The sequence below is a fragment of the Photobacterium sp. GB-56 genome (assembly GCF_003026105.1).
Lineage (GTDB): Bacteria > Pseudomonadota > Gammaproteobacteria > Enterobacterales > Vibrionaceae > Photobacterium.
On sequence record NZ_PYNW01000008.1, the window covers coordinates 43509 to 68898 of the forward strand.

Below are 25390 nucleotides of genomic sequence, written 5' to 3' on the forward strand. Positions count from 1 at the left end.
TGATTTTGGCACTGAATTGAATGTGCAAAAGGTAGGATAATGTGGCGCTCGTTATAAAAAAGCTGCAGAACGTTGCGCTCTACAGCTTATTAATAAACCAGTGAGATCTTAATGATTTTCAGCTAGTAGTTGTTCTTGTGTCTGATGACGTGTCGAATATAGTTTGTAGCTCATAATAACAATCACTAATGCTTTAATGATCATCATTTGTGGATTGCCATAATATCCGGCCATACCAACAAAACCTGATGTCAGCATTAACATGCGATAATTTTTCAGTGAAGTCATATAAAGCGCGGCAACAATAACGGCTAAATCTAAATATTGTAATGCGACAGTAATCGTTGGCTCTGCAATGAAAGCACTAATAGCAACGTAAGTTATATATATAATGGCAGATGCCATAATGGCAGCGAGTGTGTGGACTATTGCCTTCCCCATTTTGGTGAAGTCTTTTACATAGCGATAAGCATTAATCGCATTAACGGAAAGGTTTAAAATTACTTTCGGCCACCATCCCATTAGAATTGACCAAACAGTATCATTTGTTGCAGATGCAAAAGCAGCATAACGAGTGAATTTCATGCTGTTAAATATAGTAAGCAGGATATATAAGACGACGGAAGTCCAGCCTAATACTTCTTTTAATAGATCAACCAATGTAAATATCTCTCAGTGATGTCATTGATAGTAATGACATTTAATAGTGCTTGATTCTGTTTATTAACGTTTAAGCAACATTAGTTACTTGTTGTTAAGCTAATTTCGAGGGATCCTACCACAGTTGTCATTTCCATGACATTAGATGAAGCTTCATATTTCAACTAATTTCTTCTTATACGGAATGAATTAAATGTGCTGAGTTCACATAAATTATATCTTGTTCAACGAATCGTTATTCTTGATTAGTACGTATAAATACGTAGTGTGAGTTATTTTATAACTTATTGATAAATAATAATTTAAATTTTATCGATACGATTTTATACGTGGTTTTCTTTTTGTATTTATTAACGGTTTTAAACTTTTAATCCGTAGTCCTTCTCATTTTATCTTGTATAGCGTTAAGCCAAAGTATGTTGAACATCATTTTGTAGCCTAATCATATAAAGCAAGGATGAGTGAATGACTATTATTGGTAGCGTAGTGAAACGTGTGGTGAAAAAAAGCCTAATCGTTGCACTAGGGTGTGTTGCTATTCTGGCAACAAGCGCACAAGCATCAGAAAAAGTATACCGTTTAAAATTAGCTGAAACATGGGGACCCAATTTTCCGATCTTTGGTGATGCCACAAAGAACATGGCGGCGATGGCAGAAAAAATGTCTAACGGCCGTTTGAAAATTCGTATTGACTCTGCCAATAAGCATAAAGCACCACTTGGTATCTTCGATATGGTGAAATCTGGTCAATACGACATGGGACATTCAGGATCGTATTACTGGAAGGGGAAGGTTCCAAACACCTTATACTTTACCTCTATGCCTTTTGGTATGACCCCTGCTGAGCAATATGCGTGGTTCTATCATGGTGGTGGTATGGAGTTGATGGAGCAAGTCTATTCACCTCATAACTTGCTTTCATTTCCTGGCGGTAATTCAGATATTCAAATGGGGGGATGGTTTCAAAAAGAGATCAATACCGTTGATGATCTGAAAGGGTTGAAAATGAGAATCCCTGGTTTTGCGGGTGAAATTCTTGCTGAAGTTGGTGCTAAGCCAACCAATATTGCACCAGGAGAGCTCTATACTTCACTTGAGCGAAATACCATTGATGCGCTTGAGTGGGTAGGCCCATCATTAGATTTGCGCATGGGTTTTCATAAAATAGCACCTTATTACTACACAGGTTGGCATGAGCCAGGATCAGAATTACAGTTCCTAGTAAATAAGCGCACATGGGAGCGTTTACCTGCCGATCTTCAAGAGATCTTACGTGTTGCAATGCGTACTGCGGCTTATGATATGTATACCCAAGCTACTCATGCAAGCGGTAAAAACTGGTCAACAATTCAACAAACTTACCCTGATATAAAAGTGAAAGATTTCCCGCCAGCAGTGATGAAAGCATTACGTGACGCGAATGATCGCCTCCTTGCACAACATGCAGAAAAAGATGAACAAGCAAAAGCGATTCAAAAATCACAAGCGGATTATCTAAACCAGGTACGTTCATGGACCAATATATCTCATCGTGCCTACCTTAATAGCCAAGCGCAATAAGTCTGTTTAAATAAGGACGTTATTATCCTGCCATTTATGCATATAAGATCGCAGTTATGCGTATTTGGTGGGATTCCATGGAGTGAGGAATGAAAAGTCTGATTACGCTAGAGCGTTTTTTTAATCGTATTGGTGATGTGCTCGGTTGGTTTGCTAGTATCCTATTTATATTATTATTAGTTAATGTCGTTTATGACGTTGTTATGCGCTACGTTTTTAATGATGTTTCCATTGCCCTTCAAGAAATGGAATGGCACCTGTTTTCCGCTGTGTTTTTACTTGGCGTTCCTTACGCGATCCGTTCTGCGGGACATGTTCGTGTTGATGTTTTTTATGAGCGTCTATCCCGTAAAAGCCAAGCGATCATTGATATTTTAGGTACACTTTTCTTTTTACTACCTTTTTGTTTACTGGTGGCATGGTATGGCATTGATTTCGCCAAAGAGAGTTATGCATTAGGCGAAACATCTGGCGATCCTGGTGGTCTTGCTTATCGATGGATAATTAAAGCAATGATCCCTCTCTCATTTGGCTTAATGGCGATCAGCGGTTTAGGGCTGGTTGTTCACTCATTAAATACCTTATTCAATCCGCACCACGCGGCATTAAAACAAGATCAGTAAAGGAATACGTCAATGATCGGAATCGTGATGTTTTTTGTCGCATTATTTGCCTTATTACTGGGCTTTCCTGTGGCATTTACTTTTGGCGGAATAGCCTTAATTTTTGGTGTTTGGGCTGAAGGTTTCGACATGTTTGCATTTATGCCTTATCGCATTCAGTCAATCATGGAAAATACGGTACTTATGGCGGTGCCTCTGTTTGTTTTTATGGGCTTAGTGCTCCAGAAAACCCGTTTAGCTGAGCAGTTATTAGAGTCAATGGGGCGTCTGTTTGGTGGCGTTCGTGGTGGTATTGCAATTTCGACTGTACTCGTTGGTGCATTACTCGCGGCATCAACAGGTGTGGTCGGGGCATCTGTTGTTGCGATGGGGCTTATCTCATTACCCGTTATGCTCAAATATAATTACGATAAAGGCCTTGCGTGTGGAACTATCTGTGCATCGGGGACATTAGGACAAATTATTCCACCATCGATTGTATTAATACTATTAGGTGATGTGCTAGGTGTGCCTGTTGGTGATTTATTTCAAGCGGCTATTTTACCGGGTTTTGTATTGGTAGGTGCGTACGTCGCTTATATTTTAATTTATGCCAAGCTTAACCCTGAAGCGGCACAGCCAATTGAGCGAGATGACAGCATTAGTCGTTCGCAAGAGGTTTTTACTGCGTTAAAAGCGGTTATTCCACCATTAGCGTTAATTATCGTGGTGCTAGGTTCTATTTTTGCAGGTATTGCGACGCCTACAGAGTCTGCTGCATTAGGTGGATTTGGCGCGATTGTGTTAGCAATTTTATATCGCATGTTTAGTTGGAAAATGATCTATGAGGCAGCAAAAGAAACGGTAAAAGTCACGGCAATGGTCTTTGCTATTTTGTTAGGTGCGACCGCATTTTCGATGGCATTTACCTACACTGGTGGTGATTACTTAGTTGAAGAATGGATGATGGCGCTACCCGGTGAAAAGTGGGGATTTTTGATCATCACTATGCTGGTTATTTTAATACTTGGTTTCTTTATCGATTTTGTTGAGATCTGTTTCATTATCGTACCGATTTTAGCGCCTGTTGCCGAAGCGATGGGATTAAATATGACTTGGTTTGCCATACTTGTCGCGATGAACCTTCAAACTTCATTTTTAACACCACCATTTGGCTTTAGTTTGTTTTACTTGAAAGGTGTTGCACCTGCAGGTGTCACGACACGTGATATTTACCGTGGAGTTATGCCATTTATCGCTATTCAAATTGCGGTACTGGCTTCTATTTTGATTTTCCCGAATTTCTATGGCATGGGTTAATATTGATAATGTGATCTATAAAAGTAAAAAATGATAATAAATTGTTAATATGAGCTGGTGGTAAAACATCAGCTTTTTGCTGTTTGGAGGTCTCTATGCCATTAAAAGCAAAATTGATCTTATTAACTTTATTACCGTTACTGATTGTGACTGTCAGTATCAGTTGGATATCGATTTATCAGGCAAAAACCTTAGGCCAGAAAGAAGTCACTGTTTTTCGTGATAGTTTAATTGATGCCAAAGAAGCAGCATTGAAAGATAGCGTTGATCTTGCTTTAAATGCCATTTCCCATATTTATCATGATTCTACAATTGATGTTGATATAGCGCAGCAGCGTGTTAAAGCAATATTGACTAATTTACGTTATGGAAAAGACGGTTACTTTTTTGTTTATGATAAAAATGGAGTTAGTTTAGTTCATCCGATCATGCCTGAGTTGATTGGTAAAAATCTTATTAAGATACAAGATGAACAAGGCGATTTTTTAATTGCTTCTTTGTTATCGCAAGCACAAAGTGGGGGGGGCTATCATCAGTATTTATGGCAGAAACCATCAACGGGAGAAACGGTTACTAAGTTAAGTTATTCCGCATGGTTAGATAAATGGGATTGGATGATTGGTACCGGATTATATATTGAAGATGTCAGCCAAGATGTCGCGATTATGCAGCAAGCGATTAACCATAATATTGATACGATCTTCTTTTCCATTGTGGTGATATTAACAATAACTGTCGCAGTAATTATCGTGATCACATTGGCAATTAACTTACATGAACATCGATTGGCTGATAGAAATCTTAAAGAGTTAGCGCATAAAACGGTCTTATTTCAAGAAGCTGAAAAAAAACATGTCGCCCGAGAATTACATGATGGGATCAATCAGTTATTAGTCTCAAGTAAATGTCACTTAGAGTTACTTAGCCTTCAGTCCATTGATGTAAAGTTTGTCGATTACCTGAATAAATCGATGCATTCCTTAACATTAGCGATTAATGAAGTAAGGCATATTTCTCATAAATTACGCCCAAGCTCTCTGGATGATATTGGTTTAGAAGCGGCACTCACCACATTATTACAAGACTATCAATCTCACGCCGGTACATCAGTTGATATGCTATTTGATACAAAGGCTGGAAAGCTAGACTCTGATGTTGCAACAACACTTTATCGGGTAGTACAAGAATCGCTAAATAATATTGTTAAGCATGCAGATGCGACGCATGTTGAAGTGCATTTGAAACAACTTGGAAAGTTATTGCAATTGATCATTCGAGATAATGGAAAAGGATTTGATAGCCAAAATCGTTATCATTTAAAAGGGATTGGTTTGCGAAATATGCGCGAGCGAGTGGAGTTTATTGGTGGCGAGTTTGATCTTAATAGTGAGCCCGGATTTGGTACTGAACTCACCGTATTATTAAACTTGGATGGTTTAGTGTATGACAGAACAAACGATTAAAATTGTGATAGTCGATGATCATCAAGTGGTGATTGATGGTTTTATGGCAAGGTTACAGTTAGAGCCTGATATCGAGGTCATTGGTACTGCAAGTAATGGCTTAGAGGCACTAGATACCGTCAGTTATCTTCAACCTGACGTTATTTTAATGGATATCAGTATGCCCATCATGAATGGTATTGATGCAACAGAGCAAATTAAAAAAACACTGCCTAATGCAAAAGTATTGATGCTGACGATGCATGATAACCGTGAATATATCATGAAGGTAATGCAGGTTGGTGCAATGGGCTATATGTTGAAAGAAATTTCGGCAGAAAAAATGGTTCAAGCGATTAAAACAGTGAATCAAGGTGCGACATATTTTTGTGAAACGACGAGCCAAACTATTTTTACTCAGACATCTTCACCAGTGAAAAGCCCTGATATTAATCCTTTGAGCCGTCGTGAAGAAAGGGTACTTAAACATGTTGCCGAAGGGCTGAGCAGTAAGCAAATTGCTAAAGCATTAGAGATTAGTTATCGGACCGTTGAGACGCATCGTCAGAATATAAAACATAAGCTTGAATTGCATTCAACAGCCGAGTTAGCGAAATATGCATTAGAAAAAGGGCTTATTGAATAGTATCCAATTATTTTGAAAAAATAGATCTTTCATTATTTATTTACTATATCAATCGCAAAAAATAGTTTTGGTTGTTTAATTCTTATATAAGTTATTTGTAAAGTAAGTTCTTATTGTGTTGATAAGGATTTCAAATGAAAAAAATTATAATAATGAATACCTTAGTCTTTCTAAGTTTGCTAGGTTGTGGTGGTGGAGATAGCGGCGATACAGAAAATAAAGGTGATACAAGTATAACCAAAGATAGAAATAGTAAACCTAAATTGAATGGAAGTAATGTTTATTACTACATTGGTAATGATGCTCTCACTCAAAAGTTACCTATCACTGACCAAGATGGTGATAGAGTAACGTTTGAAATCATTAACTCTCCAAAAAGTGGTAACTTTTCAATTGATAATGAAAATAGTGAATTTACATTTATATCTAATTTGTCATCAATAAAAGAAGAGGTTGTTTCTTTAATCGCTTCGGATGGTATTGATGAAACTGAATTTGAGATTACTTTAAAGCCTGAGTTGGTACTTAAACCTGAAGAATTTGAAAGCTTAAACAATATAGTTGAAGGAAAGTTTGAATTTATTGCCGGCGCTGATGTTGAGTTTAGCTATAACGTAATATCAGATGATAATACTCCGTCGTTTATACCGTTAATAAGTGATGTAAATAGAGCGCAAATACCTGATGTCAATTCTTTTGTAATTAATAACGATGGTTCTTTTAAATTAACGGCACAGCCTTATTCAGAGCCCATTTATATTGATGTTACGTTAACAAGTAACAATAAAACGGTAACTGCTCAAATAAAGTATTTAACAGAGCAAAAGAATATCAATATTGATGCTTTTTCCGATCCATTATATTTCCAACAATGGCATCTAAATAATACAGGTCAAGATGCTTACGCGTTATCAAAGGCAAGTGAAGGATTTGATATTAATATTGGCCAACTGCACGCTCAAGGGATAACCGGAAAGGATATTCATGTCGCTATTGTTGACTCCGGTTTAGAAATTGCGCATGAAGATTTAGTTGAGAATGTTATTCCTGGTATGTCATATGATTTCGTCGAGCAGGATAATGATCCTAGTCCGAATCAATATGAAACAGATGGTGATCATGGCACCTCAGTTGCGGGGTTAACCGCTGCTGTTGGTTTTAATGGTAAAGGGGGGCGCGGTGTTGCTCCATCTGCATCTTTGTCTGGTTTTAATTTCCTGAAAGTACAAGGTCTGGATGTGTTTTATGAAACTCATGGTGGTGATAAAACTCAAACTGCTGACGTTATAAATCAAAGTTATGGCTTTAATAGCAATATATTTTTTCCAGTCAGTTATTTATCTAATGAAACGCTGATTTTAAAATCTTATTATGAAACGGCGAGTAAACCAGCGTTAATGATCAAATCTGCAGGCAATGGCTTTCAAGAATTAGGTTTCTATTGGCGTGTGAATAGTTCCGAAGAGGAAGCGCGACTACCTGCTCAAATCGCTAATTCGGATCCTGAAAGTGCGAGTTTTTATAATACGGTCGTTTCTGCTTTAAATGCCAATAGAGAAACACCATTATCGAGCTATTCAACGGTAGGAGCTTCTGTATTGTTTGCGGCCCCTGGTGGAGAATATGGCTTTGAATATCCTGCTATGATAACAACGGATGTTGCTGGCTGTGACCGAGGATATTCAATTGAGTATGGATTTGGCGGCTATTCTGGTGGATTAGATGATGAAATACAGAGTGAATCAGAGTGTAGCTATACTTCAAGATTTAATGGTACATCATCTGCTGCGCCTGTAGCATCTGGGGTTGCAGCATTAATTATGCAATCAAACCCTGAATTATCGTGGCGTGATGTGAGATATATCATGGCAAAAACAGCCACAAAAATAGATTTAGATTTTGTGCCTGTTATTTTATCACAAGATGGAGAGCAGTATATTGCAGAACCCGGTTGGGTTACTAACGGGGCTGGGAATCGTTATCATAACTGGTATGGCTATGGCATGATTAATGCTGTTGAAGCTGTACAAATGGCAACTCGAAATTATACTTTATTACCTCCGTTGATTGAGTCGGAATTTATCACTAGTGATGTTATCGGAGCTGTTGAAATTCCAGAAAATTTTGAAGGAATAACAAAACAAATTGAAATTACCGATGATATAACAATTGAGGCTATTCAATTAAAACTTGATTTAGACCATGAAAGAATGAGTGATATCGCCGTTGAAGTTATTTCCCCTTCAGGTACACGATCTGTTGTTGCGACACCAAGACATTTACATTATCTCAATCCGAAATATTACTTTGGATATGATGCTGAAATTCTATTTCTTAGTCATGCATTTTTAGATGAAGTTGCTGCAGGTATTTGGACTGTTAAGATTGTTGATACAAATAAAAACACCATGAAAATAGCTGATTACGATGATAACGAGCTGGAATTGCCTAACAACTATTTCTCAGGTTTGTTATTTGATGCCAGTATCAAAGTTTATGGACATAAATAAGGATTTATCGTTATGGAAAAGAGCAATCATTTACTATTCATTAGCTTATTTATGTTAACGAGCTGTAGTGCTAATGCCTATACATCTACAACGTTCACTAGTGGTGGTTTAGATTATGAAGTTATTGCGAGTGAACAAACTGCATTTAGTGCGACTCACTCTCAAGACAATAAAGTCACTAAAGGCGTAAAAGTTCAAAATGAAGACCTAAATATTAACGGGCTAGTGTCAGGTAGTATTATTTTAAAAACAATATTTTCTGATGCACTACCATTCGATGAGCCAGATATGTCTAAAAAACGTCTTGGTGGTGGTATTTGGATAATTCAGTATCCTGAAGGCACTGATTTAAGTAAAAAATTAAATTGGTTACAACAGCAGGATGGTGTTAAAAAAGCTGAAATAGAAGTAGTAAATAATCTTTTAAAACCTAATTGATTGTTTGAGGGCATAGAAGCGCGAGTAAATTATTAAAGTTGATTAAAACCTAGCCTGTTGAACGGTTTTTTTAATTAAACAGTTTACAGAAAGTAATAATCTACGTATTATTCGCGCCATTGGAGAGATGGCTGAGTGGTTGAAAGCACCGGTCTTGAAAACCGGCATACGTTTATAGCGTATCTAGGGTTCAAATCCCTATCTCTCCGCCATATTCTAGAAGTTCGATTTTATCGGGTTTCATAAAGAATTGGAGCGGTAGTTCAGTTGGTTAGAATACCGGCCTGTCACGCCGGGGGTCGCGGGTTCGAGTCCCGTCCGCTCCGCCAATACAACGAAGCCTCGTCAGCAATGACGGGGCTTTTTTGTATCTAAAATTTGATTGTTGTTGGTATGTCTTGATGCACCTAGCCGAGGTTGAGAGTCCCGCTGGAATGCCAGTCCAACCTTCCGCCAACACAACGAAGCCCCGTCAGTAATGACGGGGCTTTTTGTATATAAAATCTATATTGTTATTGAAATGTGATGGCTTCTGTATGCAGAAAGCCAGCTATTCACACTGTAAATCAATAGTATAGTAAAAGCCAAACAACGACCTGTTTGGCTTTAGAGACTGGTTTATTCACCGTTATATTGTAATTCTAACGCTTGAGCGGTTTGGTAGCCTTGATGCTTTTGTAGCTGCTCTGCGTAACGTTGAATATTTGGAAACGCAGCTAATACGCCATAGTTACCAAGGATTTCAGTAATAAATGACATCATGAAATCGGCACCGGTTAAACGCTCTTCTACAAGATAAGTTTTATCCACTAACCGTTGATCAAAATATTGCATTACTTTCTGAGTTTCCATGTCAGCATAATCACCAAGGAAATTCATTTTTGCACCATCTTTGGTGACAAACATCTTTAAAAGTAACGGTAAAATGGCTGAACTTTCGGCAAAATGCAGCCATTGAATATAATCAATATAGGCTTGAGTGCCACGTTCAGGCATAAATTTACCGTTACCGTAAGTTTCAATTAAATATTCTGTGATAGCGCCTGATTCGGTAATGATCATTCCGTTATCTTCCAATACCGGTGATTTACCTAGTGGATGAACACTTTTAAGTTCTGGTGGCGCAAGAAATGTGACCTTGTCTCGGCAATAAGGTTGAATTTTATATTCAACACCTAGCTCTTCAAGTAGCCAGATAATACGCTTTGAACGAGATTGATTAAGATGGTGCAATATGATCATGATAAGTCCTTTTTAGGTTTAGTTAGCTAACTTTAACTACAACTTTGCCGAAGTTTTTACCTTCAAGTAAGCCAATAAAAGCGTGTGGAGCTTGCTCTAGGCCTTCGACTCTATCTTCACGGTAATGAATTTTTCCTTCAGCAAGCCATTGCGACATTTGTTGTGCAAATTCGTCATAACGGTGAGCATAATCGTCAAAGATAATGAAACCTTGCATCTTGATACGCTTAACCAGTAGTTGTCCCATTAACATATTCATACGATCTGGGCCGTCTGGAAGCGATGTTGCATTGTATTGAGAGATCAAGCCACAAAGCGGAATGCGTGCGCCTGTATTCAGTAGAGGAAGCACTGCATCAAAGACTTTACCGCCAACATTTTCATAATAAATATCAATGCCATCGGTACATGCATCTGCTAATTGTTGAGCAAAGTCAGCAGCATGGTGATCAATACATTCATCAAATCCTAATGTCTCTTTTGCGTATTGGCATTTTTCGTTACCACCTGCGATACCAACAACACGACAGCCTTTTATCTTACCAATTTGACCAACCATAGAGCCTACTGCGCCAGTTGCAGCAGCAACAACGATAGTGTCACCTTGCTTTGGTTGACCGATATCGAGTAGCCCCATGTATGCGGTAAAGCCTGGCATACCCATTACTCCTAATGCATAGGATGGGTGACTGGGATTCATTCCTAACTTTATTAATCCTTCACCATTTGAAACGGCATAATCTTGCCAACCAGAATACGCTAATACCCATTCACCCACTTGATAGTCAGGGTGGTGAGAAGCGGTTACTTGGCATACCGTGCCACCGACCATCACTTCATTAATACCGACAGGCTCAGCATAGGATTTTTTATCACTCATACGCCCACGCATATAAGGGTCGAGTGAGAGATAAACGGTTTTAAGTAGTAACTCGCCTTGTTGCGGGCTTGGGATCGTTGTTTCTGTTAAATGAAAATTTTCAGGAGTTGGTGCGCCTACAGGACGAGAGGCTAATAGTAGTTGGCGATTAGTGGCTGTCATTGCTGATTTCCTTTTTTCAATTAGACCAGTCGTCTAGTTGGTGTTTCAAAAAATCCCGCCTTATCGCATCGTTAATGTGTAGATAGGCGGGCATTATCTTTTCAATACTGCGGTTTATCACTATTACGTGTCTTGTCGATAATCATTTTGGTTGCAGTAGTGATTGTGTTGTTTTTAATGCTTGCTGTAATCCTGATAAATCGTGACTTAGTTTGTTGAGTAAACTTGCTCCAAGCCATAAATTATAAAGAGTTCGGGCGGTTACATGGCTGTCGCAGTTAGCGATTGAGCCATCTTTTATTCCTCTTTCTATTGTTTTGGCGATTAAAGCGACAACACTATCTGCTCCTTGCTTTAATGCTTCTCGCATAGGCTCGGAGAGATCGGAGACTTCTGCACTGAGCTTTACCACCAAACATTTATTGGCATTACAGATGCCGTTTTCAACTTTGATCCATAGCTTGAAATACTCATTGAGTTGTTCAAAGCCTGTGCCTTGCTCGCTTTTTAATACCAGAGCGACACGTTGTAAATAATGATGAAAATAAGAGTGGATCAATGCTTCACCAAATTGCTCTTTAGATTTGAAATAATGATAAAAAGAGCCTTTAGGTACTTCTGCCGCACTTAATAATTGCGATAAACCAACACTCGTAAATCCTTTCGTGACCACTAGCTGGTAACCAACATTAAGAATGTGCTGCCGTGTATCAATTGTTTTTTCGTTCATGAAGTCACTATAGAATAAATTAGACCAGTCGTCTAGTGCTTGGGTTTGAATGATTTTACTATAAATTAGCTTAAGAGTAATGATTTGATGTTTGATACTCTATTTTTAAGTTAGCTCTGCTAAGACTGGTCACCCACTTACTGTGGGGGGATTTGTTTTATTGTGTGTAAAACAAGATTATGAAACTATAACGATCTTCAAGTAGAACGCTTTTCTGCTTATTTTATTGGTTAAAAAGGTTAAGTGATGGATTTTCAAAATTACTACGAGATCATTATAGAAGTACTGGTTGATAATTTTGATTTAGACGATGGCGAATACTATGGCGAGGTCATCTTAACGGATGAGCTTTATCAAACAAGCTGCGATATCGCTAAACAGTTTGATGTTGGTTTTAATGACGAACATACCGCACTGGCTGTACTTGAAATGTCTAAGCAAGCAGGTGTAGAGCCAAATACATTCTCAGTATCATCAGCCGCTGTTGGTTGTGTTGTTGATTACTTAGAAGATAACTTCGTTGTCGAATTCGATGATGAAGAGTTTGACGAAGAGTAATGCTCGTCGCATAAAGAAATATAACTATTGAAGCCGACATGATGTCGGCTTTTGATTATCGGAGGCGATGATATGCATCTCAAGACATTAGAATCAATATTAACGACAGAGCTTGAGCTGTTAAATAGTGCAGATGCAGCGCATGATAAAGCGCATGTTTTACGTGTGGTGAAAGTAGCAAAACAGCTTGCTAAGCAAGAGCAAGCACGATTAAACATTACTCTTGCTGCGGCCTATTTACATGACTGTGTTGCCGTTGCTAAAAATGATCCTCGAAGAAAACAAGCTTCAACACTTGCAGCTAATAAAGCGATCGAATTTTTATCAGACAAAAAGTTACTCGTTGACCATCATGATGAGATTCATCATGCGATTGTGGCGCATAGCTTTAGTGCTGATATTAAACCGTTAACATTGGAAGCAAAAATTGTTCAAGATGCTGATAGATTAGATGCACTTGGCGCGATAGGTTTAACACGGTGTATTCAGGTTGGCACATCTTTAGGTCGACCATTGTATGCTCTTGACGATCCTTTTTGTCAAAACCGACAACCTGATGACACGAGTTACACCCTAGATCACTTTTATATTAAGTTACTTGGTTTAGCTGACACCATGCAAACAGATGCTGCGAAGATTGAAGCGGTTAAACGGATCGAGTTTATGAAAAGTTATCTCTTGCAGTTAGAGTCAGAGATAGGGTGAGATAGTACAAAGAATAAGCATTTATGCTGTGTTTGATCTTGCTGAAAGAGTAAATAGTAAGATAACGCTGTAATAGTAACCACTTAATTTAGATGGGTATTTACATCTACATATTATCTCCGTATTATTCGCGCCATGGAGAGATGGCTGAGTGGTTGAAAGCACCGGTCTTGAAAACCGGCATACGTTTATAGCGTATCTAGGGTTCAAATCCCTATCTCTCCGCCATATTTTAAGCCTCGTCAGCAATGACGGGGCTTTTTTGCATCTGAAATTTAAACTGTGAGTTCGCTTCTTTAGCATTGAGTATATTGACTAATAAAATCAGCTTGCGCCATTGCCATAATTGAAGCTGTTAAACGTAGAGCTGCGTTGATTGCATCATCCGATTCATTCAATGATCGTAATAATTCAACATGTCCATCTAGACAACTATAACCTTGGTTTACCATACATGCCGCAATGCAAGCATAGTAGTAAGCAGTTTCATCATCGATATCTAAACTATGTAATGGTTTGAGCTCTAACGCATTAGTTTGTTTGATATTGGATAAATGTAAGCTTTGAATTGCCATATAGTAGTTATTTGTCATGGCCATACGCATGACAGCGTGATTAATATCGGCGAATTGTAAGCTATTAATATCACCGACTTGCTGTTTGATACGTTGTAGCACAGTACTATTTTGTGTCGCGAGTGCTGCTGCATAAGCAATATATTGAATTCGGTTATTCGCAAGTAGCGATTGTCGAGAAATGAGTGAGTGAAGTAAATCAGAATGATCAAAAGTAGTGTCAGTTGGCATAGCAATGCTTCCTTTTACGCTAACAAAATGTGCAAGATAACTGCACGAATGCATTTAATGATATTCCCTTCATTCAGTGACGCAATTGCCAGTTATGCAGCATTACTGTGTAGAAATGATCAGAATAGTTGATGAATAACGTTGTGATAGGTAAGTGATTTAGAGAAGTAGAGGCTTTTGTCTCTTTATTACGCAGTCAAACGGCTACTGATTTACATAACTAAAAATAGCGAGTAGTATTTGCGGCATGGAGAGATGGCTGAGTGGTTGAAAGCACCGGTCTTGAAAACCGGCATACGTTTATAGCGTATCTAGGGTTCAAATCCCTATCTCTCCGCCACATTTTAAACCTCGCCAGAAATGACGAGGTTTTTTTATGTCAAAATAGAATTGATGATTATCAATAATCCCCGAAGAGTGATCAAACAAGCTTCAAGAGTCGTAAGATATTTGGCCTAAAAGATTATTGCTGTTTGAATGAAATCGTGTGATTGCAAGTTTATATTTATTTTTAGAAAAGAGTTGTAGCAGAATGCTATAAAATAGAACCATAAACACACTTATTTTATTTTTTTAAGTTATATTTGAAAATAAAATATCTAAATCATAATTTTCTCGTGCTAGTGAACGTTTTAAACTACTTAAGGATTTTATTTGAAGTTGACGTATACGTTCTCTTGTTAGTCCAACAGCATCGGCAACTTCTTGTAATGTATGCGGTTCGTAGCCCATCAGGCCATAACGACGACAGATGATCTCCTTATCTCTTGCATTCATTCTATTTAGTATCAAGTTCGTGATTTTTACCATGTCATCATTATCGACCTCTGCACTCGGTGATGTTATTTGTTCATCCGCCACTAAATAAGCAATGGTGTGTGATTGTTCAGTATCACCAATGGTTTGATCGAGTGAAATAACATTGACTTCATTAGAGAATAAGGCTGATATTTCTTTACTTTCTTTATTGAGTGCTTGCGCAATATCTTCGTGAGTAGGTTCATTATTATTTCGCTTCATTAGCTCACGATGAGTACGAATTAATGTGTTGATTTCTTTAGAAATATGGACTGGTAAACGTATAGTTCTGTTTTGATTGTGAATAGCACGTTCGATGGTTTGTTTAATCCACCATGAAGCATAAGTAGAGAAACGAAACCCTTTTTCTGGATCGAATTTTTCAACGGCAGTCATTAAACCAATGTTACCTTCATCGATAAGATCACTTAATGAGAGATTAGAAGCACGATATTTTTTTGCAATGCTAACGACAAGCCTTAAATTAGATTCAATAAGAATTTTTTTTGAAGCAAGATCGCCAGTTAAAGACTTACGGCTATATTGAATTTCATCATCTTTATTAAGTAAAGGTTTATTTGAAATATCATTAAGATATAGGCGTATTACATCCACTTCAAAACTTGTCGTTTCCATTTTATTCATCCTTAATAAATAAATGCAGGGGTGCAATCAATCCGTGAACACCTTGTTGATTATATAAATATAAATATAAATGTTAATAAAAAGCAAACATTAATTGTAACATTTATGTAATATTCATGTAATATTCTGTTGGGTGTGGTAAATTTATAAATTTATTGGCTTCATATCTAAATTAAACAATCAATAAACGTAATGTTATTTTTACACTGCTCTTTTTTTGTTGTTTATATATCGTGTTGGTATATATCGTTGTACTATATAAAAAATATATATGAGTTTGTAAATATGTCATCATTAGTTAAAAACGTGTCTCTATCAATCGCACTGTTATCTTCTTTATGTTTTTCTTATGCTAATGCAGCTGAGATATCTGGTAATTCGATTGTGGTTCAATCCTGTATTGATAACCAAAATTTTGATGAGCAAGGCTTGATTCATTGCTATCAACAAGCTGAAGCAACAGCAAAAGATCAAGTTTATAATTTATCAAGTCAAGGTGAGCATTATAAAAGTGCTATCGATAGCCAATGTCAAAAGTTACAAGTAAAACTTAATACAGATACAACAATGATTAAATCTGACAAAGAAGCTAAAATAGCGGCTTGTTATGCTAATGGCTGGTCTCGTGCACGTGATACAGCGTTAAATGAAAAATACTAGTCGAATGGTTGGGGATTATGCGACATTTATCTGACTATCAACAACAGATAGACGTGATTGTTCAAGAGCATTCAGGAAGTCTTGAACAATCACTAGAATCATTACAGCGATTGCTAGATGCTATCGCTGATGATAGGGCATTAACAGATAGTCAATTAAAACAGGATTAAGTTGCTTTAAGAATAAACGGATGAAGATACAATGATCATCCGTTTTTATTTGGTTTTAGATAGTTGCAAAATAGAATTGTATAACAAAACTGTTGATGGGTTATTTTTATTATCTTGAGGACACACGAGATAATAAGTTGGCATTTTATCATTAATGTAAGTGATGTTGAGTCGTTCAACCAAGGTGCCATCATTAAGTTGCTTTTGGACTAAGATTCTATTTACAAAAGCGATGCCTAAACCGTTACAAGCCGCCTCTATGGCTTGAATTGAGTTTTGGAAAAAAACTTTATTCTGATTTCTGTTCGGTTTGATCTTCATATTATGTAAAACAAGATCCCATTGAATTAGACGATTAGTCGTTTCTATCAATGTGATTTCACTGAGTAGTTGCTCTGTGAGTTTTACTTTAGATGAAGGAATATAATCAGGAGTGCAGACTGCAACCATCTTTTCTTTAAATAAGACATCATATTCATGTTGCTCTGGTGGCTTTAATCCATATCGAATCGCAATGTCTATATTCTCTTTGCCAAAATCGAGCGTTTCTAATGTATCAATAAAATTGAGCGAGATCCCTTGCTGAGATAACTGTCGAATATTAATGAGTGGCAAAAGCCATTTATTTAATAACGCAGGTGGTATCGCAACGGTTAACTTTTGATTTTTTTTAGAGATACCGAGATCGGCCGTTGCTTGTTCTAGTTCATTTAAAATTATTGTTGTTCGACTAAAGTAACGAAGACCTGCATTAGTGAGAGTAATACTGCGGTTATGTCGCTGAAATAATTTTTGTTCTATAAAATCTTCAAGTGTGCTTATTTGATGACTAACAGCCCCTGGCGTTACATATAATTCTTCTGCGGCTAGTTTAAAGCTTTGTAGTCTTGCAGCGGCTTCAAAATAGACAATGGCTTTTATTGGTGGGATGACCCGCATTGGTATACCTTCAAGTTATTTTTTCTAAGTTCACAAAATATTATTATCGATTTGTAGTATTTATTTTTTGTGCATATAATTCAAAACGAACAAAAAGTGTTTGGCAGTATACCAATTTAGAATAACATTATGCTGTTAAATCGTTATTAATCTATAATGATGAGTACTAACAATGAAGATCAAACAAGTAGTAGCAGCTGTACTTCTAGCAGTTCCTGCATTTATGTCGCAAGCGATGGTGCTAACGAGCCACGATATTACTAATGATAAAACATTACAAAATCAGCAACTGTTTAACCAATGGGGTTGTACAGGCAAGAATGTATCACCACAATTAACATGGAAAGATGTTCCTGCTGGAACAAAAAGCTTCGCTGTTACGATGTATGATCCTGATGCACCAACAGGTAGTGGTTGGTGGCATTGGAGTGTTATTAACATTCCTGCTGATGTACATAGTTTAGCTGCGGGCGCGGGTGCTGTTGGCGGTAAAGAATTACCAAAAGGCGCAAGTATGGTAACGAATGATTTTGGCTTTAAAGGTTTTGGTGGTGCATGTCCTCCGCCAAACTCAAAACCGCATAATTATGAAATTACAGTGTATGCATTAAATACGGCGAATATTAAATTACCAGAGAATGCATCACCAGCATTAGCAGGCTATAACATTCTTGCTCATGTTATTGGTAAAGCTGTGCTTGTTGCGCCAACGAATGCACGTTAATTGAAATTAGATGAAAAAGCCACTTACCTAAACTATCAATCGTTTTTGTAAGTGGCTTTTTGTTAAGTATTTTTTCATTTACGACGTTTTTACAGGTAATGTTGCCGTGATATATATTTAATCCATTACGTAGATGTTTATCTGTGAGAAGTGCTTGTTTATAATCTTTATATGCTAATGCAAGAATATAAGGCAGTGTTGCGTTATTTAAAGCAATGGCACCTGGCATATTGGCAATACAATAATGTAAGTGGGATCATCATGTGTTGTTGGGTGTGATGTTTCTACACAGCCACTTTGGTCAATAGCAACATCTACAATAGCAGTTCCAGGCTTCATTTTTCTATCATTGCTTTTGTGAACAGTTTAGGTGCTGCTACGCCTGCAATAAGACCCCTCCAATAACAAGATCAGCTCTTATTACATGATCTTCTATAGTTGCACTCGTTGCATATTTTGTATTGATTTCACCATCAAATTGTATACTCCCAAGCAATATGAAAATAACCTGCGATTACATGGGGTTAGTTTCTTAGAATGTAAAGTCGTGAAAGAATTTGCAACTTAAGCTCACTTAGGCATAACAGTATCTATGTGCCTCCATATCATTATAACGTAACATTCTGAGTTCATTTGTCTTTTGTATTATTATAAATATCTATTGCTGTTATTAGAGTGGTACTAGAGATCAATAATAAAATGAGCAACACAGAAAGATAAGCAGAGGAGAGGCGTTAACGGTGAATATAAGGAATGAGTAAAAGTCGCTATTTACTAGCGACTTTTTTACTTAATGTCACGAAATTAAATTTCGAACTCAGAAAGTTGTGCGCCATTATCTAGCAGTTGTTGCAGTGCTTTTGGAGTACGGCCTTGGCCTGTCCATGTTTTTTCTTCGCCGTTTTCATCTGTAAACTTATATTTAGCAGGGCGAGCAGCACGTTTTTTCTTTGCTTTAGGTGCATCACCTAAAAGGGCAACAAGCTCTTCGGCAGTAATACCTTCAGCTTCAAGCATGTCTCGGTATTTTTGAAGCTTAGCTTCTTGCTCTTTGTTTATAGCATTCGCTGCTTCTTCTTCCTCACGTCGTTCTTCAACAACTTGAGTGAATTTTTGTAGGCCTTCTTGAAGATCTGCAACTGACATTTCACGTGCTTGTGCACGCAATGAACGTAGGTTTAAAAGAATATCAATCATGTAATTTGATTCTGAAATAAAAAGAAGTATTAGATCCTATTGTACTTAAGTTTTTAAATAAGGCACGAAAAATAAAGCGATATATTTGAAACTAAATCTCATTTTTAAAAAATTAATAAAATAGAAATGCCGTAATTAAAAATATAGAAATGAAACATTCTAAATATAGAATGCTATTTTATCTAAAGTGCTAAAATGACGGAGTGTAAGCATAAAAAATCGTTTTTTGAACAATGTTCAGGAATTCCAATATGAGCATTTATTCACTGCAATTATTATCGGCTCACTCGTTTTATCTCATTTGTTGTTGCGTAGATAGAAGGTAGAAGTTGCTATTAAATACCAAATGAAAATGAAATGGTAATACAAATCAATATCATTAAGTGTGTGGTTTTGACCTGTACTCTTACTATAGACGTTGTAAATGATTTTTTACCTGTAGTGTTGGAAATACCTTAATAATTTAATGTTTAAAATAAAACTGACGATTAAATAGTAGGTAGATTGTAATCTTAAATATTTTTCAATTATCGACTGTCGATATATTGACATATTTTCAGCTGATTTTTTGACGTGGCAATAATATATTCTTATTTTTAATTTTTTTATTTTAATAATGGTGATGTGTGATGTTTATTTTTAAATATATATCAATTTAACATTTTTAAATGTAACAAAAAGTATTGTTTCAACGCATCTGTGATGTAATTATTTCTTTTAAAACAATTGGTTGGGTTGTTGTTGTTTGTGGTTTTATCGTATTGATTAATTTTGTTTATTATACGTTTTTTGTTCTATGCATTATAAAATGCAGCAGCGGATGGAATGAGTTCTTTGCGCTTTCACTGTATAAAAATAACCATAAAAATGGATTAAAACAGTGGTTATAGAATAGTGTTCTAAATTTTAAATAAAACTTAGGTCACGACACATTTATTGAGAGAAAATAATGTCATCTAAATTAAAAAAACTATCTTTATCTGTAGCATTTGCTCTAGCTAATATAGCTGCAATTGGTGCTGCAAATGCTCACGGTTGGGCTGAGTTCCCAAGTGCTCGTCAAAACACGTGTTATAACGATGGTGGTTTTTGGTCAAATGCGATCCCTAACGCAGCGTGTAAAGCATCGTACGAAAAATCAGGTGTAGAGGCATTCATTCAACGTAATGAAGTGGCATCTTTGAATCCTAATTACAATGATATCAATACGGTTAAAGCGAACATTAAAGATGGTCAACTTTGTGCCGCGGGTATGCCAGGTAAAACGGGTCTAGATATCCCACATAAAGATTGGCAAAAAACGGAAATCGTTCTTGATGCAAACGGTGAGTTCGATTTCGTGTGGACAGCAACAGCACCACATAACCCATCGTTCTGGGAATTTTACCTGACGAAACCCGGTCACGATTTTTCACAACCTTTAAACTGGGATGATCTAGAACTTGTTCATACGGCAGGTAATGTGATGCCAAGTGATGGCTCACCTTACAAAACGTATAACTTTAAAGTGAAGCTTCCAAAGGATCGTTCAGGTGATGCAGTACTTTACACTCGCTGGCAGCGTATTGATCCAGTGGGTGAAGGTTTCTACAACTGTAGTGATATTATCATTAAGCAGTCTGGTAATGGTGGTGAAGTGACGCCTCCACCAGTTGTTGGTGGTGATATGAACGCAATTCCAGGTTACTTTGTACCTGCGGGTTACCAAGTACCAGCTGAAGGTGACATTGTCCGTTTCCGTCTAATGGCACCAGTAACGGGTGCAGAAGTGTTTGATCACCGTTTAGTGATCACTGCTGCTAACCAAGCTACATGGGTAGAAACACTAGCATCTGAGATTAATGCTCTAGATTCAGAAAAGCTTATTGTAGGTGTATGGAACCAAACTTCAGGTCAATACGAATTTAATGACTCTAATATTCATGCAAACCAAGTATGGGTATCAGAGAAAGATTACGCTTTTGCTGTTAGTACGATTAAAGCACTAGAGCCACTACCACCAGTTCCACCTGTTGATCCTGAAGAGCCAGAAACAGAAGTGCCTGAAGGTAGCTGGAGCAAAACGGCTGTTTATAACGATGGTGATGTGGTAACTCACCTAGGTAAGACATGGAAAGCTGGTTGGTACACTAAAGGCGAAGAGCCAAGCAAAGCAGATGTGTGGAAACAAGTACTCGCTGAAGGTGAAAAACCAGAACTGGGAGCTTGGTCTTCTTCTAGAGTTTACAACGAGAATGACGTTGTAACTCACAACGGCTCAAGTTGGAAAGCTGGTTGGTACACTAAAGGCGAAGAGCCAGGAACAACGGGTGATTGGGGTGTTTGGCGTAAGCTGTAACCTTAACTAAAAGAGAAGCCTATATCTACTGGATATAGGCTTTGTTCTATTCGATAAGTTAGAACTTATGAGTTCGTCAGATATTTTGTCGGCAAGAATAGCAAGAAGTTTTGATCGCGCTCTATCTAACATTATGCTCTATTATTGAAAGCCAAATATGAGAGTAAGCAAAACTACCCAATGTTGTTGCACAAAAACACCGATAAAATTGTTCAGTATTCTGTTTTTAAAGATCCAAGAATAAAAGGATTTGATCTTGCTCGATATAAATTTAAGCAGCCCAAAAAGTAAGGTGAAAGTAAATACTTATCAATGACCTCATTATTTGATTTAGCTTAATCATCATTTATAAAGTGAAGCCCGAATAGGGCTTCGCTTTTTTTTTAGGGATATTTATGATCTGGTTCGATATAAAGTATGAATAGGTTGTTAATAGCTACTTATCAGAGTGAATATTTTTGAAAGAGAGGGGGTGATGAGAAAAGGAAAGTAAGAGATCTCAATTGTATCAAAATGTTAATTTAGTAACGTGTTACCGTCTGTTTTTTAATATATATGCGGATTAGTGCTCAGAAAATGAATAAAAACAGAATCGATAAAAAAAACTTATAACCTCAATTAAGTTTTCTGTTTGTGTTGTTGTTGTTAAAAGATGAACATTAGTTTTACTTTTATGGACTATGTGTAGCAGTAAGGAAACATAGTGAACACAATACAAAAAAACTTTAAGTTGATCGATAAGCCAACATTCTTTGGCGCACTCGCAATGTTGATCTCGGTGGTTGTTCCACTGATCCTTTTCCCTAAAGAAGGGGCTATCTGGATTGCGACAGCAAAAACATTCATGACAGATAAACTCGGTTTCTTATACCTAGCGTTAGGTTTAGCTGCTGTATTCTTTATGGTTTACATTATCTTCTCTGATATAGGCCAAATTAAATTGGGTGATGCAGACGAAGAGCCTGAATTTAAAACTGCATCATGGGCTGCAATGCTATTTTGTGGTGGTATTGGTGCAAGTATCCTTTATTGGGGGGCTATTGAGTGGGCTTACTACTACCAAAGTCCGCCTTTCCAATTAACACCAGGAAGTGAAGAAGCGGTACGTTGGGCTGCGACCTACGGTGTATTCCACTGGGGACCTGTTGCGTGGGCTATCTACCTTGTACCGGCTGTGCCAATTGCTTATTTCTTCTATGTTCGTAAGCAGCCTGTCTTAAAAGTTTCTGCAGCGCTAATGCCTGTTATTGGTGAAGCACGTAGCTACGGTTGGACAGGTAAAGTTATCGATGTTCTTTTTATTTTTGGTTTATTAGGTGGTGGTGCAACAACATTAGGTTTAGCCGCACCTCTTATTACTGAAGGTTCAAACTACCTGTTCGGCACACCAAAAAATACAGAAACACAAATTTTCGTACTACTGATTTGTACTTTAATTTTTGGTTACTCAGCATATGCGGGTATGGAAAAAGGCATCAAGATCCTAAGTAATATCAACTTCTGGGGTGCGCTTGGCTTACTTGCGTTTATCTTGGCTGTTGGTCCTACTATTTTCATGCTGGAAACAGGCTTAGATTCACTAGGTCGTATGCTGTCTAATTTCTTTGTGATGGCAACATGGGCAGAGCCATTTGGCGGCTACGGTTCATTTGAAGACACGCACTTCCCACAAGATTGGACAATCTTCTACTGGGCATGGTGGTTAGTGTTTGCACCAAGTATGGGTCTGTTTATCGCACGTATCTCTCGTGGTCGTACGATCAAGCAAATGGTAGCGGGTTCTATCTTCTTCGGTTCAATGGGCTGTTTCCTATTCTTCATGGTACTGGGTAACTATGGTTTATCGCTACAGCTATCGGGTCAGTTAGATGTGGTGTCGATCCTGAATGCTGAAGGTGCAACAAAAGCGATCTTCTCTATCCTAGAACAACTGCCATTTAGCACATTAGTTATCGCTGTATTTACTGGATTATGTTTAATCTTTACAGCGACAACGTTTGACTCAATCTCGTACATTCTGGCCTCTGTTGTACAAAACGACGTAACAGAAGAGCCAATGCGATGGAACCGTCTGTTCTGGGCTTTCGCAATGTCATTTATGCCATCGGTATTGATGTTCATGGGCGGCTTAGCAACACTGCAAACTGCGGCGATTGTAGGTGGCTTACCATTACTGTTCATTACTGTAATGCTAATGATTTCAGCAGTTAAAGCTGCAACATTAGACTTGAGTCACCAAGAAGGCTACGAAGATCCTGTTATTAACATCGAAGATTTACCTGATGTTGATCCATGGTCAAAAGAAGGCATGGCGTTAGCGAAGTTTGAGCAATTGAAAGATGTTGCGATTGAAGCTGCTGATGCTGAGCGTGATGCACTGAATGCAATCTGGAAAATTAAGAAAACAATTAGAGCTGAAGCATTAGCCCGTGGTGATAGTGGCGCGGATATGGGTGAGGTTCCTGCTGAATTAGCAGAAGAGTTACACCGCCTAACCACAGAAGCGATGGCAGCGAAAGAAACCAAGCTTGAAGCATCAGCACAAGCACAGGAAGCACGTGTTGTTTTCAATGAGTTGATGAAAGAGAGAGAACAAGCAGCAATAACTGAAGCAACCGCTTAATAACTAACGTTATTGCATTCATAAAGCGATCCTTAGGGGTCGCTTTTTTTATTTTACTGGCATTGAGATAACAAAATAAAAATATCAAAGAAGTAACAAGTATCTTTGTAAACATTGATACGTTAAAGTTTTGACTTACCGATACGCAAAACATAGCACAAGAAGGGGAATGATAATGACAAGCCGAGTCTATGTACTTGCTCAATTTAAACCAAAAGCAGGGAAAGAAGCTGAATTATTTGACGTGCTAAAAGCATTAGAGCCGGATTCATACCGTGAAGAAGGTTGTATTCAATATATGTTGACGCGTCAGATTGATCACCCTAGTGCAACTCGAAATGATTACCCGATTGTTTTTAATGAAATCTGGCAAGATGCTGAATCGTGGGCCGCTCATGGTCGACGTAAACAAATCCAACATTTTTTTAATAGCCAAGTTAAAGATCCAGCAGGGTTAGTCGAAGATGCCATTGTTACCGCTTACAGTGATGAAGGTTACGATTATGATGCGCCGTGTTTTGATGTATAGATAGAGGTCATATTTTTTGAATGTTAAAGATGCCCTGATAATGTTGATATTACAGGGCATATTTTGATTAGATCGGTATTTTAAAATGCGAAAAACAGATAAAAAAATAGATAACACCATTATTTCGGCCTTAACGGATGTTTGCCATATTGCCCAACAAAGCCAGCCAGGTTTTCAATGGTTAACACACAATGTTAATTATCAATCTTTTCCAGATAGTTTAACGGTTACGTGCGTTTATGAGATTGAGCCGACCGATACGGTTAAAAATGAGATGCGTTTATTAGTAGCAGATAAACTCGCTGAAATTGGTATTGTTTTAAAAGATAACCATCGTAAAATTTTATTTGCGAATAAATAGCCGCAGTAATGGTGTTATTGGATGATGTATAGCGTCATAAATTTGGCATAGGTTGCAACTTTGATGTAATTATTGATAGCTCTCTTGTTATTTTGTCTTACCACTTGTGTTATTTCTCTAAAAATTGTGGGTTTGGTTGCGATGT

The 25390-nt window shown here is 37.5% G+C and carries 24 protein-coding genes, 4 tRNA genes and 1 pseudogene; 20 read left to right on the forward strand and 9 right to left on the reverse strand.

Going from position 1 to position 25390, the window contains the following annotated elements; all coding sequences use genetic code 11:
- Positions 1-108 precede the first annotated feature (108 nt).
- Complete coding sequence (locus tag C9J42_RS12460) at positions 109-660, reverse strand: hypothetical protein (RefSeq protein WP_107207034.1); 552 nt, start codon at positions 658-660, stop codon at positions 109-111.
- Between the two features lie 465 nt (positions 661-1125).
- Here C9J42_RS12460 and C9J42_RS12465 point away from each other — a divergent pair, with 465 nt between their 5' ends.
- From C9J42_RS12465 to C9J42_RS12505, 9 genes are all read left to right on the forward strand, one after another.
- A complete protein-coding gene (locus tag C9J42_RS12465; RefSeq protein ID WP_107207033.1) occupies positions 1126-2220 on the forward strand; it encodes a TRAP transporter substrate-binding protein in 1095 nt (364 codons plus the stop codon).
- 89 nt (positions 2221-2309) lie between these two features.
- Positions 2310-2843 (forward strand): TRAP transporter small permease subunit, encoded by a 534-nt coding sequence (locus C9J42_RS12470; RefSeq protein ID WP_107207032.1) that lies wholly within the window; start codon positions 2310-2312, stop codon positions 2841-2843.
- Positions 2844-2855: 12 nt separating this feature from the next.
- Positions 2856-4142 (forward strand): TRAP transporter large permease subunit, encoded by a 1287-nt coding sequence (locus C9J42_RS12475; protein ID WP_045149978.1) that lies wholly within the window; start codon positions 2856-2858, stop codon positions 4140-4142.
- Positions 4143-4237: 95 nt separating this feature from the next.
- Entirely contained in the window at positions 4238-5605 is a 1368-nt protein-coding gene (locus tag C9J42_RS12480; protein ID WP_107207031.1) for a cache domain-containing protein, read from the forward strand.
- The gene (locus tag C9J42_RS12485; protein ID WP_107207030.1) at positions 5586-6230 is read left to right on the forward strand and encodes a response regulator transcription factor; all 645 of its coding nucleotides are present in this window, start codon (positions 5586-5588) and stop codon (positions 6228-6230) included. The genes C9J42_RS12480 and C9J42_RS12485 overlap by 20 nt, the downstream gene beginning before the upstream one ends.
- A 134-nt stretch (positions 6231-6364) precedes the next feature.
- On the forward strand, positions 6365-8740 hold the full coding sequence (locus C9J42_RS12490; protein WP_107287362.1) for a S8 family serine peptidase: 2376 nt from the start codon (positions 6365-6367) through the stop codon (positions 8738-8740).
- 12 nt (positions 8741-8752) lie between these two features.
- Positions 8753-9178, forward strand: a complete 426-nt coding sequence (locus C9J42_RS12495; protein WP_107287363.1) for a hypothetical protein — start codon at positions 8753-8755, stop codon at positions 9176-9178.
- A 121-nt stretch (positions 9179-9299) separates the two neighbouring features.
- Positions 9300-9390 (forward strand) — tRNA-Ser (locus C9J42_RS12500).
- A 40-nt stretch (positions 9391-9430) separates the two neighbouring features.
- Positions 9431-9507 (forward strand) — tRNA-Asp (locus tag C9J42_RS12505).
- Between the two features lie 289 nt (positions 9508-9796).
- On the opposite strand, the gene C9J42_RS12510 is transcribed toward C9J42_RS12505, so the two are convergent.
- The 3 genes from C9J42_RS12510 to C9J42_RS12520 all read right to left on the reverse strand — a co-directional run bounded on the left by C9J42_RS12510 (position 9797) and on the right by C9J42_RS12520 (position 12192).
- Positions 9797-10420 (reverse strand): glutathione S-transferase family protein, encoded by a 624-nt coding sequence (locus tag C9J42_RS12510; RefSeq protein ID WP_107207027.1) that lies wholly within the window; start codon positions 10418-10420, stop codon positions 9797-9799.
- 22 nt (positions 10421-10442) lie between these two features.
- A complete protein-coding gene (locus C9J42_RS12515; RefSeq protein WP_107207026.1) occupies positions 10443-11462 on the reverse strand; it encodes an NADP-dependent oxidoreductase in 1020 nt (339 codons plus the stop codon).
- Positions 11463-11604: 142 nt separating this feature from the next.
- A complete protein-coding gene (locus C9J42_RS12520) occupies positions 11605-12192 on the reverse strand; it encodes a TetR/AcrR family transcriptional regulator (protein WP_107302046.1) in 588 nt (195 codons plus the stop codon).
- 246 nt (positions 12193-12438) lie between these two features.
- Between C9J42_RS12520 and C9J42_RS12525 the strand changes: the two genes are divergently transcribed.
- The 3 genes from C9J42_RS12525 (at position 12439) to C9J42_RS12535 (ending at position 13683) form a co-directional block, all read left to right on the forward strand.
- A complete protein-coding gene (locus C9J42_RS12525) occupies positions 12439-12750 on the forward strand; it encodes a hypothetical protein (protein ID WP_107207024.1) in 312 nt (103 codons plus the stop codon).
- A gap of 72 nt (positions 12751-12822) precedes the next feature.
- Positions 12823-13455: an HD domain-containing protein gene (locus C9J42_RS12530; RefSeq protein ID WP_107207023.1), complete on the forward strand. Its 633-nt coding sequence runs from the start codon at positions 12823-12825 to the stop codon at positions 13453-13455.
- A gap of 137 nt (positions 13456-13592) precedes the next feature.
- Positions 13593-13683: transfer RNA gene (locus C9J42_RS12535), tRNA-Ser, on the forward strand.
- Between the two features lie 68 nt (positions 13684-13751).
- Here the strand turns inward: C9J42_RS12535 and C9J42_RS12540 are convergent.
- Positions 13752-14261, reverse strand: coding sequence for a hypothetical protein (locus C9J42_RS12540; protein ID WP_107259840.1), 510 nt, complete (start codon positions 14259-14261; stop codon positions 13752-13754).
- Between the two features lie 249 nt (positions 14262-14510).
- Between C9J42_RS12540 and C9J42_RS12545 the strand changes: the two genes are divergently transcribed.
- Positions 14511-14601, forward strand: a tRNA-Ser gene (locus tag C9J42_RS12545).
- A 233-nt stretch (positions 14602-14834) separates the two neighbouring features.
- On the opposite strand, the gene rpoS is transcribed toward C9J42_RS12545, so the two are convergent.
- On the reverse strand, positions 14835-15695 hold the full coding sequence (gene rpoS / locus C9J42_RS12550; RefSeq protein ID WP_107207021.1) for an RNA polymerase sigma factor RpoS: 861 nt from the start codon (positions 15693-15695) through the stop codon (positions 14835-14837).
- Between the two features lie 294 nt (positions 15696-15989).
- On the opposite strand from rpoS, the gene C9J42_RS12555 reads away from it, so the two are divergent.
- Positions 15990-16364, forward strand: a complete 375-nt coding sequence (locus C9J42_RS12555; protein WP_107259838.1) for a hypothetical protein — start codon at positions 15990-15992, stop codon at positions 16362-16364.
- Between the two features lie 17 nt (positions 16365-16381).
- Complete coding sequence (locus tag C9J42_RS21535) at positions 16382-16534, forward strand: hypothetical protein (RefSeq protein ID WP_158259278.1); 153 nt, start codon at positions 16382-16384, stop codon at positions 16532-16534.
- A gap of 45 nt (positions 16535-16579) precedes the next feature.
- On the opposite strand, the gene C9J42_RS12560 is transcribed toward C9J42_RS21535, so the two are convergent.
- Positions 16580-17473, reverse strand: a complete 894-nt coding sequence (locus C9J42_RS12560; RefSeq protein WP_107207019.1) for a LysR substrate-binding domain-containing protein — start codon at positions 17471-17473, stop codon at positions 16580-16582.
- Between the two features lie 172 nt (positions 17474-17645).
- Between C9J42_RS12560 and C9J42_RS12565 the strand changes: the two genes are divergently transcribed.
- A complete protein-coding gene (locus tag C9J42_RS12565) occupies positions 17646-18197 on the forward strand; it encodes a YbhB/YbcL family Raf kinase inhibitor-like protein (protein WP_107207018.1) in 552 nt (183 codons plus the stop codon).
- 76 nt (positions 18198-18273) lie between these two features.
- Here the strand turns inward: C9J42_RS12565 and C9J42_RS12570 are convergent.
- Both C9J42_RS12570 and C9J42_RS12575 read right to left on the reverse strand, forming a co-directional pair.
- Positions 18274-18678, reverse strand: a pseudogene (locus tag C9J42_RS12570) (alanine dehydrogenase); the annotation flags it as partial.
- 323 nt (positions 18679-19001) lie between these two features.
- Complete coding sequence (locus C9J42_RS12575) at positions 19002-19394, reverse strand: H-NS family nucleoid-associated regulatory protein (RefSeq protein ID WP_107207017.1); 393 nt, start codon at positions 19392-19394, stop codon at positions 19002-19004.
- A gap of 949 nt (positions 19395-20343) precedes the next feature.
- On the opposite strand from C9J42_RS12575, the gene C9J42_RS12580 reads away from it, so the two are divergent.
- The 4 genes from C9J42_RS12580 (at position 20344) to C9J42_RS12595 (ending at position 25245) form a co-directional block, all read left to right on the forward strand.
- Complete coding sequence (locus tag C9J42_RS12580; RefSeq protein WP_107207016.1) at positions 20344-21732, forward strand: lytic polysaccharide monooxygenase; 1389 nt, start codon at positions 20344-20346, stop codon at positions 21730-21732.
- Between the two features lie 712 nt (positions 21733-22444).
- Entirely contained in the window at positions 22445-24355 is a 1911-nt protein-coding gene (locus C9J42_RS12585; RefSeq protein ID WP_107207117.1) for a BCCT family transporter, read from the forward strand.
- 175 nt (positions 24356-24530) lie between these two features.
- Positions 24531-24884, forward strand: coding sequence for a putative quinol monooxygenase (locus C9J42_RS12590; protein WP_107207015.1), 354 nt, complete (start codon positions 24531-24533; stop codon positions 24882-24884).
- Between the two features lie 85 nt (positions 24885-24969).
- A complete protein-coding gene (locus tag C9J42_RS12595; RefSeq protein WP_107294440.1) occupies positions 24970-25245 on the forward strand; it encodes a hypothetical protein in 276 nt (91 codons plus the stop codon).
- Positions 25246-25390 lie beyond the last annotated feature (145 nt).

Coding starts and splice junctions, on each gene's coding strand:
- C9J42_RS12490 (WP_107287362.1), top strand. CDS start 6,365: ATGAAAAAAATTATAATAATGAATACCTTAGTCTTTCTAAGTTTGCTA.
- rpoS (WP_107207021.1), bottom strand. CDS start 15,695: ATGGAAACGACAAGTTTTGAAGTGGATGTAATACGCCTATATCTTAAT.
- C9J42_RS12555 (WP_107259838.1), top strand. CDS start 15,990: ATGTCATCATTAGTTAAAAACGTGTCTCTATCAATCGCACTGTTATCT.
- C9J42_RS12510 (WP_107207027.1), bottom strand. CDS start 10,420: ATGATCATATTGCACCATCTTAATCAATCTCGTTCAAAGCGTATTATC.
- C9J42_RS12560 (WP_107207019.1), bottom strand. CDS start 17,473: ATGCGGGTCATCCCACCAATAAAAGCCATTGTCTATTTTGAAGCCGCT.
- C9J42_RS12540 (WP_107259840.1), bottom strand. CDS start 14,261: ATGCCAACTGACACTACTTTTGATCATTCTGATTTACTTCACTCACTC.
- C9J42_RS12575 (WP_107207017.1), bottom strand. CDS start 19,394: ATGATTGATATTCTTTTAAACCTACGTTCATTGCGTGCACAAGCACGT.
- C9J42_RS12465 (WP_107207033.1), top strand. CDS start 1,126: ATGACTATTATTGGTAGCGTAGTGAAACGTGTGGTGAAAAAAAGCCTA.
- C9J42_RS21535 (WP_158259278.1), top strand. CDS start 16,382: ATGCGACATTTATCTGACTATCAACAACAGATAGACGTGATTGTTCAA.
- C9J42_RS12590 (WP_107207015.1), top strand. CDS start 24,531: ATGACAAGCCGAGTCTATGTACTTGCTCAATTTAAACCAAAAGCAGGG.
- C9J42_RS12525 (WP_107207024.1), top strand. CDS start 12,439: ATGGATTTTCAAAATTACTACGAGATCATTATAGAAGTACTGGTTGAT.
- C9J42_RS12485 (WP_107207030.1), top strand. CDS start 5,586: ATGACAGAACAAACGATTAAAATTGTGATAGTCGATGATCATCAAGTG.
- C9J42_RS12565 (WP_107207018.1), top strand. CDS start 17,646: ATGAAGATCAAACAAGTAGTAGCAGCTGTACTTCTAGCAGTTCCTGCA.
- C9J42_RS12520 (WP_107302046.1), bottom strand. CDS start 12,192: ATGAACGAAAAAACAATTGATACACGGCAGCACATTCTTAATGTTGGT.
- C9J42_RS12495 (WP_107287363.1), top strand. CDS start 8,753: ATGGAAAAGAGCAATCATTTACTATTCATTAGCTTATTTATGTTAACG.
- C9J42_RS12530 (WP_107207023.1), top strand. CDS start 12,823: ATGCATCTCAAGACATTAGAATCAATATTAACGACAGAGCTTGAGCTG.
- C9J42_RS12475 (WP_045149978.1), top strand. CDS start 2,856: ATGATCGGAATCGTGATGTTTTTTGTCGCATTATTTGCCTTATTACTG.
- C9J42_RS12595 (WP_107294440.1), top strand. CDS start 24,970: ATGCGAAAAACAGATAAAAAAATAGATAACACCATTATTTCGGCCTTA.
- C9J42_RS12480 (WP_107207031.1), top strand. CDS start 4,238: ATGCCATTAAAAGCAAAATTGATCTTATTAACTTTATTACCGTTACTG.
- C9J42_RS12580 (WP_107207016.1), top strand. CDS start 20,344: ATGTCATCTAAATTAAAAAAACTATCTTTATCTGTAGCATTTGCTCTA.
- C9J42_RS12515 (WP_107207026.1), bottom strand. CDS start 11,462: ATGACAGCCACTAATCGCCAACTACTATTAGCCTCTCGTCCTGTAGGC.
- C9J42_RS12470 (WP_107207032.1), top strand. CDS start 2,310: ATGAAAAGTCTGATTACGCTAGAGCGTTTTTTTAATCGTATTGGTGAT.